The 18,526-nt window shown below is 37.4% G+C and carries 19 protein-coding genes; 3 read left to right on the forward strand and 16 right to left on the reverse strand.

Going from position 1 to position 18,526, the window contains the following annotated elements; all coding sequences use genetic code 11:
• Positions 1–15 precede the first annotated feature (15 nt).
• Positions 16–942: a tRNA (adenosine(37)-N6)-dimethylallyltransferase MiaA gene (gene miaA / locus MQE36_RS14155; RefSeq protein WP_242936628.1), complete on the forward strand. Its 927-nt coding sequence runs from the start codon at positions 16–18 to the stop codon at positions 940–942.
• Between the two features lie 277 nt (positions 943–1,219).
• Here the strand turns inward: miaA and MQE36_RS14160 are convergent, their stop codons facing one another.
• From MQE36_RS14160 to MQE36_RS14220, 13 genes are all read right to left on the reverse strand, one after another.
• Positions 1,220–1,936: a response regulator transcription factor gene (locus MQE36_RS14160; protein ID WP_242936629.1), complete on the reverse strand. Its 717-nt coding sequence runs from the start codon at positions 1,934–1,936 to the stop codon at positions 1,220–1,222.
• A 9-nt stretch (positions 1,937–1,945) separates the two neighbouring features.
• Positions 1,946–3,517 carry a sensor histidine kinase gene (locus tag MQE36_RS14165; RefSeq protein ID WP_242936630.1) on the reverse strand — a complete coding sequence of 524 codons (1,572 nt, stop codon included), beginning with the start codon at positions 3,515–3,517 and terminating at the stop codon, positions 1,946–1,948.
• A 71-nt stretch (positions 3,518–3,588) separates the two neighbouring features.
• Complete coding sequence (gene coaE, locus MQE36_RS14170) at positions 3,589–4,179, reverse strand: dephospho-CoA kinase (protein ID WP_242936631.1); 591 nt, start codon at positions 4,177–4,179, stop codon at positions 3,589–3,591.
• The gene (locus MQE36_RS14175; RefSeq protein ID WP_242936632.1) at positions 4,176–5,141 is read right to left on the reverse strand and encodes a CdaR family protein; all 966 of its coding nucleotides are present in this window, start codon (positions 5,139–5,141) and stop codon (positions 4,176–4,178) included. Before MQE36_RS14175 ends, coaE begins: the two co-directional genes overlap by 4 nt.
• The gene (locus MQE36_RS14180; protein WP_242936633.1) at positions 5,142–6,143 is read right to left on the reverse strand and encodes a glycosyltransferase family 2 protein; all 1,002 of its coding nucleotides are present in this window, start codon (positions 6,141–6,143) and stop codon (positions 5,142–5,144) included.
• A gap of 171 nt (positions 6,144–6,314) precedes the next feature.
• Complete coding sequence (locus tag MQE36_RS14185; protein ID WP_242936634.1) at positions 6,315–7,127, reverse strand: enoyl-ACP reductase FabI; 813 nt, start codon at positions 7,125–7,127, stop codon at positions 6,315–6,317.
• Between the two features lie 58 nt (positions 7,128–7,185).
• Positions 7,186–8,838: a DNA repair protein RecN gene (gene recN / locus MQE36_RS14190; protein ID WP_242936635.1), complete on the reverse strand. Its 1,653-nt coding sequence runs from the start codon at positions 8,836–8,838 to the stop codon at positions 7,186–7,188.
• A gap of 86 nt (positions 8,839–8,924) precedes the next feature.
• The gene (porD, locus tag MQE36_RS14195) at positions 8,925–9,818 is read right to left on the reverse strand and encodes a type IX secretion system protein PorD (RefSeq protein WP_242936636.1); all 894 of its coding nucleotides are present in this window, start codon (positions 9,816–9,818) and stop codon (positions 8,925–8,927) included.
• Complete coding sequence (coaBC, locus tag MQE36_RS14200; protein ID WP_242936637.1) at positions 9,811–11,022, reverse strand: bifunctional phosphopantothenoylcysteine decarboxylase/phosphopantothenate--cysteine ligase CoaBC; 1,212 nt, start codon at positions 11,020–11,022, stop codon at positions 9,811–9,813. Before coaBC ends, porD begins: the two co-directional genes overlap by 8 nt.
• 2 nt (positions 11,023–11,024) lie before the next feature.
• Positions 11,025–11,351, reverse strand: coding sequence for a DNA-directed RNA polymerase subunit omega (locus MQE36_RS14205; protein WP_242936638.1), 327 nt, complete (start codon positions 11,349–11,351; stop codon positions 11,025–11,027).
• Positions 11,352–11,359: 8 nt separating this feature from the next.
• Positions 11,360–12,166, reverse strand: coding sequence for an outer membrane protein assembly factor BamD (locus MQE36_RS14210; protein ID WP_242936639.1), 807 nt, complete (start codon positions 12,164–12,166; stop codon positions 11,360–11,362).
• 129 nt (positions 12,167–12,295) lie between these two features.
• Positions 12,296–13,165 (reverse strand): 4-hydroxy-tetrahydrodipicolinate synthase, encoded by an 870-nt coding sequence (dapA, locus tag MQE36_RS14215; RefSeq protein WP_242936640.1) that lies wholly within the window; start codon positions 13,163–13,165, stop codon positions 12,296–12,298.
• 3 nt (positions 13,166–13,168) lie between these two features.
• Positions 13,169–13,693 (reverse strand): DUF6913 domain-containing protein, encoded by a 525-nt coding sequence (locus MQE36_RS14220; protein ID WP_242936641.1) that lies wholly within the window; start codon positions 13,691–13,693, stop codon positions 13,169–13,171.
• A gap of 67 nt (positions 13,694–13,760) precedes the next feature.
• Between MQE36_RS14220 and MQE36_RS14225 the strand changes: the two genes are divergently transcribed.
• Both MQE36_RS14225 and MQE36_RS14230 read left to right on the forward strand, forming a co-directional pair.
• Entirely contained in the window at positions 13,761–14,519 is a 759-nt protein-coding gene (locus MQE36_RS14225) for a 5'-nucleotidase C-terminal domain-containing protein (RefSeq protein ID WP_242936642.1), read from the forward strand.
• Positions 14,520–14,531: 12 nt separating this feature from the next.
• Positions 14,532–15,440, forward strand: coding sequence for a bifunctional metallophosphatase/5'-nucleotidase (locus MQE36_RS14230; RefSeq protein WP_242936643.1), 909 nt, complete (start codon positions 14,532–14,534; stop codon positions 15,438–15,440).
• Here MQE36_RS14230 and MQE36_RS14235 read toward each other — a convergent pair.
• The 3 genes from MQE36_RS14235 to MQE36_RS14245 all read right to left on the reverse strand — a co-directional run bounded on the left by MQE36_RS14235 (position 15,424) and on the right by MQE36_RS14245 (position 18,517).
• Positions 15,424–16,098 (reverse strand): lysoplasmalogenase family protein, encoded by a 675-nt coding sequence (locus MQE36_RS14235; RefSeq protein ID WP_242936644.1) that lies wholly within the window; start codon positions 16,096–16,098, stop codon positions 15,424–15,426. The genes MQE36_RS14230 and MQE36_RS14235 overlap by 17 nt on opposite strands.
• Positions 16,095–18,092, reverse strand: coding sequence for an NAD-dependent DNA ligase LigA (gene ligA / locus MQE36_RS14240; RefSeq protein ID WP_242936645.1), 1,998 nt, complete (start codon positions 18,090–18,092; stop codon positions 16,095–16,097). The genes MQE36_RS14235 and ligA overlap by 4 nt, the downstream gene beginning before the upstream one ends.
• A gap of 215 nt (positions 18,093–18,307) precedes the next feature.
• Positions 18,308–18,517 (reverse strand): hypothetical protein, encoded by a 210-nt coding sequence (locus tag MQE36_RS14245; RefSeq protein WP_242936646.1) that lies wholly within the window; start codon positions 18,515–18,517, stop codon positions 18,308–18,310.
• Positions 18,518–18,526: the final 9 nt, after the last annotated feature.

The following is an 18,526-nucleotide window of genomic DNA, read 5'->3' on the forward strand; positions in this document are numbered from 1 at the left end:
TAAAAAGTAAATTTCGTGAGCAAAACTGAAAAGTACTTGATAACAATTGTAGGCCCTACAGCCATCGGTAAAACCGCTTTGGGTATTCAGCTTGCTCAACATTTTGATACAGAAATTATTTCGTGCGACTCCAGGCAATTTTACAAAGAGATGGCCATAGGCACAGCTGTTCCTTCTGTTGAAGAGCTTAAGACCGTTAAGCATCATTTCATTCAGCATAAAAGTATTTTTGCCCCTTATTCGGTTGGAGATTTTGAAAGAGATGCCATCTCAAAATTAGAAGCTATATTTAAAGATCATAATGTAGCAATTATGGTTGGTGGCAGTGGGCTGTTCGTTAATGCCGTATTGAATGGTTTAGATGAGTTTCCTGACGTTCCGGAAGAAATTCGAAAAGACCTGAACTTGTTGTATGAACAAAATGGCATTACAGCATTGCAAGAAAAACTGAAAGTCCTGGATCCTGTTCACTATAAAAAAGTAGACATCAATAACCCCCAGAGAGTAACCCGTGCGTTGGAAGTATGTATCGCAAGCGGCCAACCGTACTCTGATTTTTTAAACAAGAAAAAAACCGAGCGTCCGTTTAGATCTGTAATGGTAGGATTGACGGCTGACAGGGAGATCATATACCGCCGTATCAACCAACGGGTAGACATCATGGTTGAAAACGGACTTATAGAAGAGGCAAGAAAACTATTTCCTCATAAAACACTTAATGCGTTACAAACGGTAGGCTACCGGGAACTCTTCAGCTTCTTTGACGACACATTCACAAAAGAGTTTGCCCTCTCAGAAATTAAGAAAAACACCAGAAGATTTGCCAAAAGGCAATTAACCTGGTTTAAAAGAAATGAAGAAACCCTCTGGTTTGATTACAAGACCCCCGCAAAAGAGATTATACAACATATTGAAGCAATACAAAAAAAGCCTGCACTCTAATAAATGCAGGCTTTTTTAAGATATTGTTTTACTCACATAATGAAGTTTTAAGGAAGTCCGTACCAATTCTTCTTTTTCTCCTTTAACACTTCAAGAGCTTATCTATACTATGTTTACTCGATCATCGGGATTTAAATGCTCCGACGCTTGTCCTAATGAAATAGTCCTGACGGAATTTCATGGGGCTTGCGTCGAAATATTTTGCCATGCGCCGGCCGGCTCCATCGCTAAAAAGGGCTACCAGACCTTTTCTTTACGCTTGGCCCTCTCGTGGGTTTTACTTGTCTGCTTCACTTTTAATTACAAGCCTGAAGCCTTCACCATGTATATTTAAGATTTCTACATTTTCATCCTTTTTAAGGTATTTACGAAGCTTCGCAATATAAACATCCATACTTCTGGATGTAAAATAGTTGTCATCCCTCCAGATTTTGGTTAAAGCTAGTTCTCTCGGCATCAGGTCATTTTCATACAATGCCAGTAAACGCAACAACTCATTCTCTTTCGGAGATAATTTTATAGGCTCTTCTTCTTTAAAAGTCAGGAACCTGAGTTTAGAATTTAAATGAAAATCTCCTATCTGGAATTCAAACTGCTTACTATCCGCTACCGTTTCAGTGGCTTTGCGTTGAAGGATCGCTCTGATCTTCATTAAAAGCACTTCAGAATCAAAAGGTTTGTTGAGGTAGTCATCGGCACCAACCTTATATCCTTTTAAAACATCTTCCTTCATTGTCTTGGCAGTCAAGAAGATAATCGGCACATTTTCATTCTTTTCTCTTATTTCCTTAGCCAAGGTAAAACCATCTTTGTACGGCATCATTACATCAAGAATGCAAAGATCAAAATTATCTTTTCTGAACTTTTCATATCCTTCCATACCGTTTTTGGCAAGAACAACATCAAAATCATTCATCGAAAGATAATCTTTTAAAACTGTTCCAAAGTTTGGATCATCCTCTACTAATAAAATTTTCTTATTTACTGTTTCCATAGTGCTTTTTTATATTAAAGGTAACTTTACATAAAAGATACTTCCTTTGTTTTTTTCACTCTCTGCATAGACTTCACCCTGATGGTCGTCTATTATTCTTTTTACATAGGCAAGACCCAAACCATGCCCTTTCACATTGTGGATATCCCCCGTATGTTCACGATAAAACTTTTCAAAGATTCGTTTCAATACAGCTTTGGTCATCCCTGCTCCCTGATCCTGTATCCTGATCACAACATGGTTTTTAACCACCTCAGTAAAGACATCAATTTTCGGACTTTCAGGGGAATATTTAATTGCATTATCCAAAATATTGACCAATACGTTGGTGAAATGCGATTCATTAGCAAGTACCATACTCTTTTCTGCTTCAAGATGCGTATGTATGTACCCTCCCCTGTCTTCTACTATCAATTCAACATGCGATATCGCATCTTCAATCAAATCATGTACATCAACTCTGTCTTTGTTGATATCGAGTTGATTTTTATCTAGTTTTGAAATTCTAAGCACATTTTCCACCTGAGCGTGCATCCGGTGGTTTTCATCTCTGATCATCTTCAGGTAACGCTTCACCTTATCCGGATCTTCAAAAGCCTTTGGATTTTTAATAGCGTCCAGTGCTAAATTGATGGTTGCAATCGGAGTCTTAAATTCATGGGTCATATTATTGATGAAGTCCGTTTTTATCTCAGAGATCTGCTTCTGCCGTATCAACTGAAATAGTGCACTCGAATATGCCACAATGATGATTATAGTAAAGATAATGGAAAGTAATGCCATTCCAATAATGGAAGATATCAAAAACTTCTTCTTCTTTGGAAAGCTCACCATCAAACTGTAAGGACTGTTCCCTTCTGTATCGCTGAAAAGAGGGGTTTTGTACCGGGTATTTTTGTTTAAATTAAAAGCCCTGGTTTTAATTTTGGTAGCCAGTCCGTTTGCAAAAACCCCGTATTCGAAATCAAGATCGATATTTCGGTCTTTAAGCTCCCGCTGTATTAAAAACTCTAACTCTGCCTTGGAAACCCTCTTGTGAATAGGCACCCTGTTAACAAGAACCCTGAAATAATCTTCAAACTGCGCTTTTTCAATCTGAGACATATTCCCGATTTTCTGGATCTTCTCGACGGGGGTATAAGCAGATTTGCCGTCAAGGCCCTTGTCCTCCCTGTATATGATTGTTGTTCGCTTGCTTACATAGCTCTTTATTGCTGTCGAATCAAAACTATTATCAAAGAACGTTGCTGTTATACCGTAATCCTCTTCCAGGATCCCGTGTGAATAGATAAATGTCTCGTTACTATTCTCATTTTTCTCGATATAAAAAATTTCATTCAGCGTAGATTCCTTTAATTCACCTACACTATCTATAATTTGCAATAATTTATCGGAGTAATCTTTGATTTCACGTTGCTCTACACGCTGAACAACCGACTGCAAAACTTGTGAAACTGTATTAGAAAACTGCTCTTCTTTATTATCTACAGCTGTTTTTATCCAATAACCCTGAACAAAAATAATGCCAATCAAAGATAAGCTCATCAGGATCACCAAAGCAATAAATAACCTCTTGTTCATTAGTTCAAAATTAAGGTTTTAAAGGCAAGGACTATAGGTATTTAACTGTTAATTAACAAAAATGCCAATATCTAAACAGGACGGCTTTTAGCAAGTAAAGTATGATGTAAAGTAGTAACACACTGCTTTGTTTTAACAAGATTAATATTGTTAACAACATAATCTGCCAATTTAATTTTTTCATTATCCGGCCATTGGTTGTTTATACGGCTTTCTACTTCTTCTTTACTTACCTGGTCGCGCTCCATTACACGTTTAATCCTGTCTTCAAGCGGAGCTGTAACCAAAACCGTACAGTCGCACTCTTTATCGCTTCCCGTTTCAAAAAGTATGGCAACTTCTTTAATCACATAAGGTACCTTCTGTTTTTCATACCATTCCTTAAAATGTTTTTTTACAGCCGGATGAATGATTGCATTCAGTAAATCAAGCTTGTTCTTATTGTTAAAAACTATGGAAGCGATGTAGGAGCTGTTCGGCAAGTTACCTGTATATGCTTCCTCTCCCAATAACTCAATAATCCCACCCCGTATTTCACCGGAGGTTTCCATTAACAATTTGGCTTCTTTATCTGCTATATATACCGGAACTCCTATTTCTTCAAATATTTTGGCTACTGTTGTTTTACCACTGCCGATGCCACCTGTTAAACCTACTATCATCCCTTTTTAAGTAAAAATTCAACTTTAGTTTGCATCAGCTTTACATCGCTGAGAAAAGCCGGTTTCTTTATCAGCCTGGGTATTAGATATCCCCCTCCATTTTGCACATCCCTGTAATCGGCTATAATTAAAAACTTATCAGCCGTAATCGTTTTCAGGTCTTCTATAGGAGCTTTACAGACCACATCTAATTTTTGAGGGAACGTTCTGATCTGGGTTCCTTCCGGGATGTTCTCGATCAATAAAGGCACTTTTATTATTTTTTCAGAAAAACGATCAACCCGGGCCGTAACGGACACCTTCTGAACTTCAATATCTATGGTCCCAAGTGAGTCCGGTTTATTCAATAGCACCTCTGCATTTATATCATCCTTAATATTTCTGATTACTTTTTTTTCAGTATGAATAAACTGAATGCTGTCTATAACATTTTCCGGACCTCTTATCCATATTTCTGGGGGGGTTATCGATAACGAATCTGCCAACCCATAGTCCGTTTCAAAACTCAATTCCAGATCAGGCACTACCGGTACCGTTTTCTTTTTATTAACACCAAACTGAAAGATCAATGAATCTGTCAGCACCTGTTTAATCTCTATTACCCTGTATTGCTCCTTAAGCTGGTTTTCAATATCATTACTTAACAAATACGATTTATTATCCTTTACCCTTACTTTCAAAAGATCTAAATCAGCTCCCTTATTAAATACATTTGCTTTCAACAAGTTAAACCCGGTGCCTTCCACTAAAACATTCACTTTACGACCAGAGGCCTTAAGTAATAACTTGTCTTCGGGTAAATTAGTATACGATACATCTAAAGAAATCGGATAGGAATACACTTGTGAAAGCTTGATAAGCAACCATAATATAAATGAAACAACCATAAAGGTTAAAAAAACCAGTGATTTGGGTTTCTTTAACAATCCTACTACCGAATTCGCCTTGGTGTCTTTTAGCATTTACTTAAAAAATAGTTTAGGAAACACTTTTTTTGGATCTTCTTTTAACACTTCAATATAGAAAGTAGATTTTATAAATCCGGTTCCATACCCGTAAAATTGTACTATTACTGCATAAATAGATAACATTCCTATATACACACTTTTATTTTTAATTGAAGCATCTGTCAACACCAACATAAAATAAAAAACATATATATATAAGAAAGCCGGTATCCCCAACACCCCTAAAACAACAGCTAAAAGCATTCCAAAGAGAAAAAGCGACGGAAACCAAAATGTAATTTTTTTAGTTTCTGGATGCCAGCTGTTCAATATCGGCCTGGTTAACCCGAACTTCCTGACCTGTTGTTTAAATTTCCCCCATGAAATCCTTCTTTTATGGTATACGAAAGCTTCTTCTATAAATTTTGTTTCAAATCCTGCTTTCCAGAGTCTAATGGTAAGATCAGGATCTTCCCCCGGGTGAATCTTCCCAAAGCCTCCGGTCGCTTCAAAAGCTTGTTTTGATATCCCCATATTAAAACTGCGGGGCTGAAATTTATTTATTGCCTTTTTGCTTCCCCTGATCCCTCCTGTTGTTAAAAAGGAAGTCATACTATAGTTAATGGCTTTCTGGATATCAGAAAAAGATTCATGCGCAGCATCAGGACCTCCATAGCAATCGACATACTTCTCATAAAGACTTTTTTCTGCTGCTGCCAAATATCCGGCAGGAATGATACAATCAGAATCGAGTATTATAAAATAGTTTCCTTTAGCCCTTTGCATGCCATAATTACGCGAATCTCCCGGACCAGAGTTTGCCTTATAATAATAAGCGATATTCAACCTGGCGGAGAACTTTTTAACTACATCTTCTGAGGAAACGGCAGATCCGTCTTCTACGATCACTATTTCATACTCTTTCGTAAAAGTTTGTTTGGTTAAACTCTCTAAAAGTTCATTTATCTCATCGGGACGATTATAAACAGGTATTATAAATGAAAAATACAGATTCATTTAGTAAAATTATACAATTTAAAAATAGCAAAAGCCATCCACTAGGTAGATGGCTTACTGTTAGAAGGAATTATATCGGTAAATGCAAGCTTATAAAAGCTACACTTTAAGAACTTGTATAAAAAATTAATTGCTTCAGTTGATATGGTCAAGAACCAATTTTATTTATTCTTATTTCGTAAATTTTTCCATTACCTCATTGCTGACACCGGTGTTAGAGAAACCTCCATCGTGAAAAAGGTTTTGCATGGTTACTTTTTTTGTCAGGTCCGAGAACAATGTAATGGTATAATCAGCACATTCGGCTGCAGTTGCATTTCCCAAAGGAGACATCATATCGGCGTAAGCTATAAATCCGTCAAAACCCTTTACTCCTTTCCCGGCAGTCGTCGGTGTAGGCGATTGAGATATGGTATTCACTCTTACTTTTTTATCTTTTCCAAAGAAATACCCGAAACTGCGTGCTATAGATTCAAGATAAGCCTTATTGTCTGCCATATCGTTATAATCGGGGAATGTACGCTGTGCAGCCATATAAGTCAACGCAACAACACTTCCCCATTCAGTCATGGCATCGGCCTTATACAAAGTCTGGCATACCTTGTGAAATGAAAGTGCAGAAACATCCCATCCTTTTTCTGTAAAACCATAATTTTGATCTGTATAATGTTTCCCTTTTCTAACATTTACAGACATCCCAATAGAATGCAATACAAAATCAAGTTTCCCTCCTAAAACCTCCATAGATTTCTCTATAAGATTTTTAAGATCTTCTTCACTGGTTGCATCAGCAGGAATAATTTCTGAACCCGTTTTTTCAGCCAGTTCATTGATTTTCCCCATTCTCATGGCTATTGGTGCGTTGGTCAAAACAATTTGCGCCCCTTCCTCGTGAGCTCTTTCTGCTGTTTTCCAGGCTATTGAATTTTCATCCAAAGCTCCAAAAATAATTCCTCTTTTTCCTTTTAATAAATTATAAGACATCGTTTATCTGTTTATTCCTTGATTTTGTTATCAGTATTCAGAGTGCTCAAAGATACTATTAATTCAATAATTGTTTCGCATGTTCCAAAGCAGAAGTACTAATATCCTTACCTCCTAACATTTCCGCTATTTCCCTAAGGCGTTCTTCTTTATTTAATCTAACAAGGTTTGTACTTGTTTTATCTTCATCATCAATTTTATACACTTTATAATGAACATCTCCTTTAGCCGCTACCTGAGGTAAATGAGTAATGGTAAAAACCTGCATATTCTCACTCATTTGCTTCATGATATCACCCATTTTGTTGGAGACTTCTCCGGACACACCGGTATCAATCTCATCAAACATGATGGTTGGAAGTTTTGTATGCCTGGCCAGCAATGATTTTATGGTAAGCATAATTCGCGACAGCTCACCTCCGGAAGCCACTTTCTTCAACTCTTCGAAACTCGTCCCCTTGTTGGCAGAAAAAAGAAACTGAAGATCATCCTTACCATTTGCCAGATAAGAGTTAATACCGTTAACGTTTATCTCAAATTGTGCATTTTGCATTCCTAATGTCTGTAAAACATTTTCCAGATATCCTGTAAGATCAGGTATAACCTTTTTCCTTTTTTTATGAATATTGTCTGCTAATACATCCAATTCCTTTTCAATATCGAGCACCTTAAGCTGAGCTTCTTTAATCTCAGTTTCCAAATTTTCTGTTTTAGCAACTCTTAATCCAAGATTATTTTGAATCTCAAGAAGTTCTTGTATGTCAAGGACATTATGTTTTTTCTGAAGAGCATAAATCTGTTGAAGCCTGGAGCTGACCTGCTCCAGCGTTTTCGGGTCCACATCCAAAGACTCCCGAAGGTTTTCAATTTCTCCGGCAGCATCATCAACCTCGATTAAAACTGAATTTATTCTATTGTATAGTAATTCGTACTGCTTTCCATAAGGAGTTAATTTACCCAGTGTAGTTTTCAACTCAGCCATATTACTGATGAGACCGATCTGCTCTTCATTTAAAAGTTGAGCCGCATAAACTAACTTCTCTCCTATTTCTTCTACATTATTAAGTTTTTCGTAAGTCGTTTCAAGTTCCTCCAGCATTCCTGCCTTTAGATCTGCCTCCTTAAGTTCGTTTAATAAAAAAGTGTTGTAATCATGTTCTTTATTTGCCTCCTGTTGAAAATCTATCAATTTCTGAAGTTCCTTCTTAGCCTTATAGTAAGAAGATAATATTTTCTTATAGCTTTTAAGTATCTCATCGTTTCCAGCAACGGCATCTATAATCTTAAACTGATATGAATTGTCGGTAAGCTGTAATGTTTGATGTTGTGAATGAATATCAACCAATCTTGCGCCCAACGATGATAAAACCGTTAATGTTACCGGAGTGTCATTAATAAAGGCCCTCGATTTACCACTAGGTAAAATTTCTCTTCGTATGATCGTAGTTGTTTCATAATCGAGATCCTCCGCTTCAAAAAACGATTGGAGGCTGTATTCAGAAATGTTAAACGTGGCTTCTATTACACACTTCTTTTCTTTTTCCTTGATACTGCTTAGATCAGCCCTGTTGCCCAGCACCAGTGAAAGTCCACCCAAAAGAATCGATTTACCGGCCCCGGTTTCACCGGTAATGATGTTTAGTCCATTTTCAAAATCCACCTGTAAGGTATCGATCAGGGCATAATTTTTTATAGAAAGATTTCGTAACAACCTAATAAGTTTTAAGTTTCAAACTTACGGAAAATAAACATTACTAAGAAGTGTCTGATTTTTAAAAAACAAGACACAGAAAAAACTTAAAATTTAATGTTTTTCCAACTTTTAGAATAGGTAGGTGCCAAATTGTTCAACCTGTTTACCAATCCTGCTATATCTGTTTTTACTCCTCCGGAGAAAACATCGGCAATTTCATCTGATTTGGCATCAAAAAACAACTGCAACATTAAAGAGTTGGATCGTAATTTATTTAACTGTTCTAAGGAGGAAATACTATTTTCTACCGAAGATTTAGCTTCTCTTTCATTCGCTAACATTCTATCGAGTCCTTGCCTGTGGTATTGATAAAGTGCCTTTCTGTAATTCTCATACGTTCCGGAAGTCAGGTTATCAATAAGGGTCCATCTCGTCCTTGCATTCGGGCTATCTTGCTGCCATCCGGTATAACCTGTTCCCTGAGCCAAATTAACAATATCCTGCGCCTGATTATAATATGGAGTCCCTCCATTTAACTGAAACGTATCAGCATCTATACCTAAGATTACATATACGTAATACGTGATGACGGCCGTTAAATTTGAATCAAAAACATTCCTGTTAAAGTACAAAGGTTCAAACTCCAGGTATTTAAACGTAAAGGATTTGTCCTGAAAATTCAACACAGGACTTTCATAATTGGTATTGTAAACGGGACGGTTTGACTGCACCTGAATGTTGGCCTGGAAATTGTTGTCCTCAAAGGAAGACACGAGAATGAGCATGCTACAATTTATCCGTTCATTTTCCTTAAAATTCCTGTTAGTCCATTTAGTCTTGTTTACAAAATCGTTCAGTGATTTCTCAAGGGTTTTAAATACTTGTTGATTAGTCTGGTTAATTAATTCCGAGTTAACAGTAACGGAACAATTGAGTTCTTGCGACCGGGCAACAGAAGCAATAATCGTAAAACAAATAAATATTACTTTTCTAATCATTGATACGATTAATGATTTCGTTAAATATATCTGAAGCAACTTCACTTTTAGGCTTAAGATCAAACGGTTTAATGTTCATTTCCTTGTCTATAAAAGTAACTTTATTTGTCGGTTTTCCAAAACCTGCTCCTTCATCCCTTAAAGAATTAAGGACAATTGCGTCTAAGTTTTTCCTGGAGAGTTTCTTTTTGGCATTTTCTAATTCATTCTCAGTTTCTAAAGCAAACCCTACTAAAAACTGGTGTTTTTTAATTGCTCCAAACGATGCTAATATATCTTTTGTCGGTTCTAATGATATTTCCAGGGAGGTATTTTTTTTCTTGATCTTCTCAGCGGCTGTCGTTTTAGGACGATAATCGGATACTGCCGCAGAAAGAATAGCTATATCTGCCTCTTCATAATACTTATGAGCCGCAGTATACATTTCTTCAGCAGAAACAACTCTGTCTAAATAAATAAGGCTGTTATTAGTGTTGAGCGCAGACGGACCTGAGACCAGGTAGACCTGGGCCCCCATAGCAGCGGCTGTTTCGGCAAGTTCAAATCCCATTTTACCAGTAGAATGATTCCCTATAAAACGTACCGGATCTATAGCCTCATATGTCGGACCGGCAGTGATCAGTACTTTTTTTCCCTTTAATGGCAATTTAGAAAGAATATCATTCTCCATGAAAGATATTATATCTTCAGGTTCAGCCATTCGGCCTTCGCCTACCAATCCGCTTGCCAGCTCTCCATGGCCTGCCGGGATCATTATATTACCGAAAGACTGTAATGCGGCTAGAGATTGCTTTGTACTAGCATGCTTATACATATCCAGATCCATGGCGGGTGCAAAATAAACAGGACATTTTGCTGAGAGGTATGTTGCCAGCAGGAAATTGTCACTATTACCTGAAGCCATTTTAGAAAGTGTATTGGCAGTAGCAGGCGCTATAAGCATATAATCGGCCCACAAACCGAGTTCGACATGGTTGTTCCACACCGCATTTTTATCTTCCTCATCGGTGAACGAAGAATACACGTGGTTTTTAGATAATGTAGAAAGCGTTAAAGGGGTTACGAAGTCTTTTGCACTTTCTGTCATAACCACTTTAACGCTCGCACCGGCTTTTATAAATAACCGGATCAAGGTTGCTGTTTTGTATGCGGCAATACCTCCGGTAATACCTAAAAGGATGTTTTTACCGCCAAGCACCGTCATTACTACTGTTCTTTTTCAGTATTTCTGAAGTAAATCTTGTCTTCTAACCACTCCTGAACAGCTATCGCATGAGGCTTGGGTAATTTTTCATAAAACTTAGACACTTCTATCTGTTCTTTGTTTTCAAAAATTTCTTCCAAGCTATCCGTATACGTAGCAAACTCTTCAAGTTTTTCTATAAGCTCCTTTTTTAGCTCAGCATTTATTTGTCCTGCTCTTTTTGAAATGATAGAAATCGCTTCATAGATATTATCTGTTGGTTTATCAACTTCTTCCTTGTTGAAAGTTACCGTAGAAACAGGTGCATTAGAATTTCTTAAATCGCTCATCTTCTGTATTATTTACTAAACTTTTGTAATTCATTATTTATAACGTCCAACATTTTGTCAGCATCTTTCTGATATTTCCCTTCCGGAAAATACTTTATCAATGTCTCGTATGTTGATTTGGCCGTAATCAAACGTTCTTCCATCCGGGCAGGTATACTGTTTACAGCCAAATTGTATTCTGCTGTCATTTTATAAAACAAGGCATCTTCCCTGTACACCGATCCCGGCGAATCAGATAAAAACAGTTCAAATGCTTTTATCGAAGCTTTGTAGTCACTTAACGTATTATACTGTTTCGCTACCTCAAAGGACTTTTTATCAAGTTTATTCCTTAGCGTTTTCACCATTTCGTTAGCTTCCTCCATATAGGCAGAGTTCGGATAGTTATTGATAAATATCTGAAGTCTGTCAATAGCTTCCGTTGTTTCTGTCTGGTCTACGCTATACTTCGGAGACAGCATAAACTTGCTCCTTGCGCTCAAAAAAGCTGCTTCTTCCGATTTATCACTACGTGGATACGATTTCGAAAACCTTTCAAACTGATATGCCGCGAGGTAATAATCTTCTGTCTTATAATAAGAATCTGCGAAGAAGTACAGTATACGTTCTCCTTGGGGCTTCCCTACATAACTGGGAGCAATTTGCTCGAATAAGCGAAGAGCTCTTTTATAATCTCCTGCTTCATACAATTTCTCTGCTAAATCGTATTTCGCTTTTACATCTGTATTTTTTAGTGTTTTCTGATATTCACTACAAGATGTAAGAAAAAGTGAAACGGTTAATAACAGGGTATAAATGTGACTGTTTTTAATCATGCGGCAAAATTAGATAAATATCCGGTATTAAAAAAACTATTTTAAGCTAGCTAATGTAAACGATTCTTTTGAATTTTCCGCGCTACTTAAATAAACTTTTAACATTTACACCCTTTCTTCTTGTCATTATCAAGCTATAGCCCTTTTAATTTTTTCTTTAAGCGCTTTACCTGCCTTTACCAATGGCAACCTCACAACATCATCACAGAGGCCCGCTTCTTGTAAAAGAGCCTTTATTCCGGCAGGGTTTCCTTCTTCAAAAATATGATCCATAACATCCATTAACTGAAAATGCAATTTATTAGCCTCGCTTACATTTCCTCTCAATGCAAAACGCACCATATCAGAAAATGGCCCTGGAAGACCCTGACCTATGACTGATATAACACCACTTCCGCCTGCCAGGGTCATTGGCAAAGTAATCATATCATCTCCTGAAATCACCTGAAAATCTTCCGGTTTATCCTTTATCAGGCGCATCGCCTGAACAACATCACCGGCAGCCTCCTTAACAGCTACAATATTCTCGAAATCGTTTGCCAGTCTTATGACCGTTTCGGGTAAAATATTAGAAGCCGTTCTGCCCGGCACATTATATAGAATGACCGGTACCGGCGAAGCTTCCGAAACCGCTTTAAAATGTTGGTAAATTCCTTCTTGTGTAGGTTTGTTATAATATGGAGAAACAGATAAAACAGCAGCATAGTCCTTGAGATCCGTTTCTTTTAGTTCTTGTACAACTTCCATGGTGTTATTTCCCCCAACACCCAAAACCAACGGCAAACGATTTTCATTCGCCTTCACTATAGTTTGTTTAACCAGTTCTTTCTCTTCTTTTGTCAATGTGGCACTTTCGGCAGTTGTACCCAAAACAACCAAATACTCCACCCCACCGTCAATAACGTGATTTACTATGTTGCCTAACGCGTCAACATCAACACTTAAATCAGACCTAAAAGGAGTCACCAAAGCAACTCCGGTACCTGTAAATCTAGACATATACTATATCTTGTTTAAAATAGATAAATACTTAATTAACTCTTTTTCAAAACTGCTGTAATCTTCAATGCCTGAATCAATCACAAGGTTGTTGTATGAAGTATTCTTATTCCCTATACCTATTCTAAAACCTGCATCAACCATAGATGTCATAAACAGTAAGGGTAATTTAGGTGCCTCGTAATAGCTTATCACTAAATCGTACTTTCTCTTCATAACATCATCAAGTTCCGGACTTTTTACTGTGCCGTTACGTTTGATCGTTTTCTCATTATAAACCGGAAACGGGTACTGCTCATCTTTTTCAACCTTATTCAAAAACCCTACTATTCTGTAAGATTCTGTCCGAACACTAAGCTTTTTCATCAATTTTTCAAAAACCTCAAAATTTTTAGTTTTATTAAAATCAATGATTATCAACATTGATGATATCTTATTATCTTTGTCATCTACATTAACCGCCAATTCACCTAATCGCTTTTTAATAATCTTAAAAATCGATTTTTCTTTGAATTTATTTAAAACCATATTTACATTTATGTTCTAATGCAAATGTAGAATTTAAAAATATCATTTTGGCAAAATTAAAAACCTTATGAAATTAAATATAAAACATTTTGTTATATTTATAACAGTATTGTTTGTCTCGTGCAAACAACCCGATAATACGATTACCACCATAAACGGCAAAAGATTATTGATCAGTGATACTATTGAAGCTGTTGACAGTATCGATAAGTTTATAGCGCCTTACAAGGAGCACATCAATGATGTTCTGGACAAACCTATTGCGTATAATCCGAAAACAATAAGTAAATACGATAAAGGATACAACACGGCTATAGGAAATTTAATGGCTGATATCGTTTTAGAACAAAGCAACCCGGTATTCAACAAAAGGACAGGAAAGAACATCGATTTTGTTTTATTGAATCACGGCGGGATCAGGGCTATTATCTCAGAAGGCAACGTCACCACCAGAACCGCATATGAAATTATGCCTTTTGAAAACAAAGTTGTCGTTATTGAATTAACTTCTGCAAAGGTCAAAGAATTGGTGGAATACCTTCAAAAATCGAAAAAAGCACATCCTGTTAGCGGTATTGAACTGGTATTGAACAATGATTATTCGGTTAAAAAATTCCTTATTAACGGCAAACTACCCGAAGAACATAAAACCTATAATGTAGCAACATCCGACTATTTAGCTTCCGGAGGAGATAACATGAACTTCTTTAAAGAACCTGTAAATAATACCCCTTTGGATTATTTAATCAGGAATGAAATAATTGACTATTTTAAAAAGATCGATACCATAAAGACAACTGCAGACAACAGGTTTATAAAACTTTAAACACGCCTAAGCATGAAAAGAAGGGATTTTATACACAATACATTAGCCGGTTCTGCATTTGTAGGACTTGGAGGACTTGGTTTTACATCTTGCAGCAACAATTCAAAAAAACACATCACCATATTACATACCAATGATGTTCATAGCCATATTGACCCTTTTCCTGAAGATCATGGCAAAAACCCCAATCAGGGTGGTGTGGCCCGACGTGCAGCCTTAATAGAAACTGTCAGAAGAGAAAACCCCAACACGCTTCTTTTTGATGCAGGTGATATTTTTCAGGGCACGCCCTACTTTAACTTTTATGGAGGCGAGCTTGAATTCAAATTAATGAGTATGCTCAGATATGATGCCGCTACGATTGGAAATCACGATTTTGACAATGGAATAGACGGGCTCTATGCTCAGTTGCCCAATGCAAAATTTGATCTTTTGTCTGCCAACTACGATTTCAAAAATACCGTTATGGACACCCACGTAAAGCCTTATAAGGTTTTTGTACGTGACGGAGTTAAGATTGGTGTTTTTGGTTTAGGGATAGCGTTGAGCGGGCTGGTAGACAAACGCATGTACAAAGAAACCGTATACCTTAACCCTATTGAAATAGCCCAGGATATTAGCAATACCTTAAAAAATGAAGAAAATTGTGAAATTGTCATTTGCCTATCCCATTTAGGTTTTGATTATGACCACAAGCAAAAACCGTCGGATGTTTTATTAGCCAAAAACACAGAAAACATCGACTTAATTATAGGCGGACACACCCATACCTTTATGGAAAAACCGGAAATAATAATTAACAGGAAAGGGAAAAAAGTATTAATTAACCAGGTTGGGTGCTACGGAATTTACGTGGGAAGGATCGACTTTTATCTGGATAATCAGGATATCACCTCAGACGGTATCACGATTTCAGTTTAAAGTCATATTCAACCACAAACTTGCTCAAAATATAATACCCCATTACCTGGGCACCTATGCTGGCCAGGTCAAAAAAAGAACTATGTGAAAAATACGTGTTAATTCCATTAATCACATCTCCTATAAGAAAAGTTATTGCTATAACCAGAGCGTACATGGTCATTTTGGTTTCCTTGTTAAAGTAACTCATAACAGACACAATCGTAAATATACTTAAGATGATGGAATAGAACATGACCGGAACCAACAGGTTGCCCAACTGATCTCCAAAAATGTCCTTGATTGAATAATTATAATAGACGAACCAAAGGATGATCACGGGGAGTGCAGAAAACAACAACCTTCTTACTCTCACATCCTGCAACATATCGAAACAGAACTTGATAAATACAATATGACCGAGACCAAAAAAAAGCAGGGTTAGAACTACAGCCACTTCAAAATTCAAAAGCGAGAACATATCTCCTAAAAAATAAAAGGCCAGTAACACCAATGTAAGTGCATGATGCTTTTCTTTAGACATGGTATACACAACGTATACGATCGGAATCAGACTAACCTTAGTAATACTCAATAATAACTTCAGCTGAAAATATTCGGCAATTATGTATAGCAGTGCTATCGCAATGAACAAAAGCTTCAGTTTTTTCTTGGTCATATCATTTCTAAAAAGTCGTCTTCAGATATCAGCGGTATATTCAGCTTTTCCGCTTTATCTTTTTTACTCGGCCCCATTTTATCCCCTGCAACCACAAATGACGTTTTAGATGATATTGACGAAACTACTTTTCCCCCATTATCTTCTATCAGTTTCTTTAATTCATTCCTGGTTACTTTCTCAAAAACACCCGAAATGACAAAATTACATCCTTTAAGCTTATCTGTCTGATTTTGTAGACTTTCTGCTGAAATTTCCAGTTGAATTCCATGTTTTTGCAATCGGTTAACAATCGCAGTATTTTGTTCATTCGCAAAAAAGTCAGTAACACTTTCTGCAATTTTCTCTCCTATCTCATCTACATTGATCAATTCTTCCGTAGAAGCTGCCATCAATTTTTCTATAGACTTATACTCTCTGGCCAGTTTTTTTGCGACCGTCTCTCCTACAAACCGAATTCCCAGAGCGTACAATACACGTTCAAAAGGTATTTCTTTCGATTTTTCGATACCGGTGATTAAGTTTTCTGCCGATTTATCAGCCATCCGTTCCAACGGCAAAACCTGTTCTTTGGTAAGCTCGTACAGGTCTGCGTAATCATTTATTAAACCTTCTTTATATAACAGTTCAACTGTTTCACCGCCAAGCCCCTCTATATCCATGGCTTTACGCGAGATAAAGTGCTGTATCCTTCCTGTTATTTGCGGAGGGCACCCGTAATAGTTCGGACAATAATGCTGAGCTTCTCCTTCTTTTCTAATAAGCTCCGTATTACATTCGGGGCAATCGGTAATATAGTCCGTTGGCACTGAACCCACATCCCTCCTGGTAAAATCGACTCCGACGATCTTGGGTATAATCTCCCCTCCTTTTTCAACAAATACCGTATCCCCTACTCTAACATCGAGCTTTTCTATCTGGTCTGCATTGTGAAGTGATGCTCTTTTCACTATGGTTCCTCCCAATAGAACAGGTTCTAAATTCGCTACCGGTGTAATAGCTCCGGTCCTGCCTACCTGGTATGAAATTGTGTTTAGCAGGGTACTCGCCTGTTCTGTTTTAAACTTATATGCCATTGCCCATCTTGGAGATTTAGCCGTATAGCCCAACTCTTCTTGTTGTTGCACAGAGTTTACCTTCACTACCACCCCGTCGATTTCATACGGAAGATCATTCTTCCTCGTTTCCCAATATTCGACAAACTCCATCACTTCGGATGTACTTTTACATAGCTTGGCTTCTCCCGGCACTTTAAATCCCCATCTCCTTGCAGATTCCAATACCTGAAACTGGGTGTCTATCCCCAACCGTTCTCCAACTATACTATACAACAGGCATTCTAACGGACGCTTCGCAACTTCGCTGCTGTCCTGAAGTTTTAAGCTCCCGCTAGCAGTATTTCTAGGGTTCATATATGGCTCTTCGCCACTGTCTATACGTTCTTGATTCATCTTGGCAAACCCCTCCCTCGGCAGAATGATCTCTCCGCGAATCTCAAATTTTGGAGGATAATCGCCATTAAGTGTTAAAGGAACTGAACGGATCGTTTTAACATTGGCAGTAACATCATCCCCCTGAAATCCGTCACCCCGGGTCACTGCCCTTACCAAACTTCCATTTTCATATGTAAGGCTCATGGAAGCCCCGTCGTACTTCAGTTCACAGGTATATTCAACCGGAACATCCCCTAAAACCCTCTGAATACGTTTTTCCCAGTCTTCAATATCTTCTTTCGAATACGAATTATCTAAAGAATACATCCGGAAATCATGTGCTACAGTTTCAAAGTTTTTGGTCACTTCTCCTCCAACACGCATTGTCGGTGAATTCGGATCGTAAAATTCCGGGTGCTTTCCTTCCAGTTCCTGAAGCTCTTTCAGCATCATATCAAACTCATAATCAGTAACAGTAGGATGGTCTAAAACATAATAATTATAATTATGCTTTTTTAATGTTTCGCGAAGTTCTTCTATTTTATGTTGAATTGCCGACACTTATTTTTACGTTTGAAATTACAAGTGGCAATTTAATTAAAATAATACTGATATCAGCTACATATGACGACCTCTCTGACAGGAAAAACACGCTATTCACACCTAAAGTAAAAGCCTTTGGGACATTGTTTAAAGGAACCGTGAAACGGGGCGTTCCGAATGTTTGGCTACTCTGCAACAAATCCGGCATGGTCAGGAAAACGCCGGGGAAATACCTACATTCTCACATTTACATGATTTGAAAAAGTTCTTATTACCTGAGAGATTAAAAATACTGTCAGTAAAAAAGCTAATGCTATATCAGACAGGGAGAATTGACGAAGTATTCCTGAAAAGGATAAAAAAACGAGCGAAAAGATTGTACTGCCCAGCGCTACAGGCAATGCGCTGGCAGTTTCGGCTAAAAACTGGTTCATTTTACTCATAATATGTTG

This window comes from Zhouia spongiae, assembly GCF_022760175.1.
Lineage (GTDB): Bacteria > Bacteroidota > Bacteroidia > Flavobacteriales > Flavobacteriaceae > Zhouia > Zhouia spongiae.

Coding starts and splice junctions, on each gene's coding strand:
- MQE36_RS14245 (WP_242936646.1), bottom strand. CDS start 18,517: ATGAGTAAAATGAACCAGTTTTTAGCCGAAACTGCCAGCGCATTGCCT.
- porD (WP_242936636.1), bottom strand. CDS start 9,818: ATGATTAGAAAAGTAATATTTATTTGTTTTACGATTATTGCTTCTGTT.
- dapA (WP_242936640.1), bottom strand. CDS start 13,165: ATGTCTAGATTTACAGGTACCGGAGTTGCTTTGGTGACTCCTTTTAGG.
- coaE (WP_242936631.1), bottom strand. CDS start 4,179: ATGATAGTAGGTTTAACAGGTGGCATCGGCAGTGGTAAAACAACAGTA.
- MQE36_RS14220 (WP_242936641.1), bottom strand. CDS start 13,693: ATGGTTTTAAATAAATTCAAAGAAAAATCGATTTTTAAGATTATTAAA.
- MQE36_RS14230 (WP_242936643.1), top strand. CDS start 14,532: ATGAAAAGAAGGGATTTTATACACAATACATTAGCCGGTTCTGCATTT.
- MQE36_RS14180 (WP_242936633.1), bottom strand. CDS start 6,143: ATGAATCTGTATTTTTCATTTATAATACCTGTTTATAATCGTCCCGAT.
- MQE36_RS14175 (WP_242936632.1), bottom strand. CDS start 5,141: ATGCTAAAAGACACCAAGGCGAATTCGGTAGTAGGATTGTTAAAGAAA.
- coaBC (WP_242936637.1), bottom strand. CDS start 11,022: ATGACGGTGCTTGGCGGTAAAAACATCCTTTTAGGTATTACCGGAGGT.
- MQE36_RS14160 (WP_242936629.1), bottom strand. CDS start 1,936: ATGGAAACAGTAAATAAGAAAATTTTATTAGTAGAGGATGATCCAAAC.
- MQE36_RS14210 (WP_242936639.1), bottom strand. CDS start 12,166: ATGATTAAAAACAGTCACATTTATACCCTGTTATTAACCGTTTCACTT.
- MQE36_RS14205 (WP_242936638.1), bottom strand. CDS start 11,351: ATGAGCGATTTAAGAAATTCTAATGCACCTGTTTCTACGGTAACTTTC.
- MQE36_RS14235 (WP_242936644.1), bottom strand. CDS start 16,098: ATGACCAAGAAAAAACTGAAGCTTTTGTTCATTGCGATAGCACTGCTA.
- MQE36_RS14165 (WP_242936630.1), bottom strand. CDS start 3,517: ATGAACAAGAGGTTATTTATTGCTTTGGTGATCCTGATGAGCTTATCT.
- MQE36_RS14225 (WP_242936642.1), top strand. CDS start 13,761: ATGAAATTAAATATAAAACATTTTGTTATATTTATAACAGTATTGTTT.
- MQE36_RS14185 (WP_242936634.1), bottom strand. CDS start 7,127: ATGTCTTATAATTTATTAAAAGGAAAAAGAGGAATTATTTTTGGAGCT.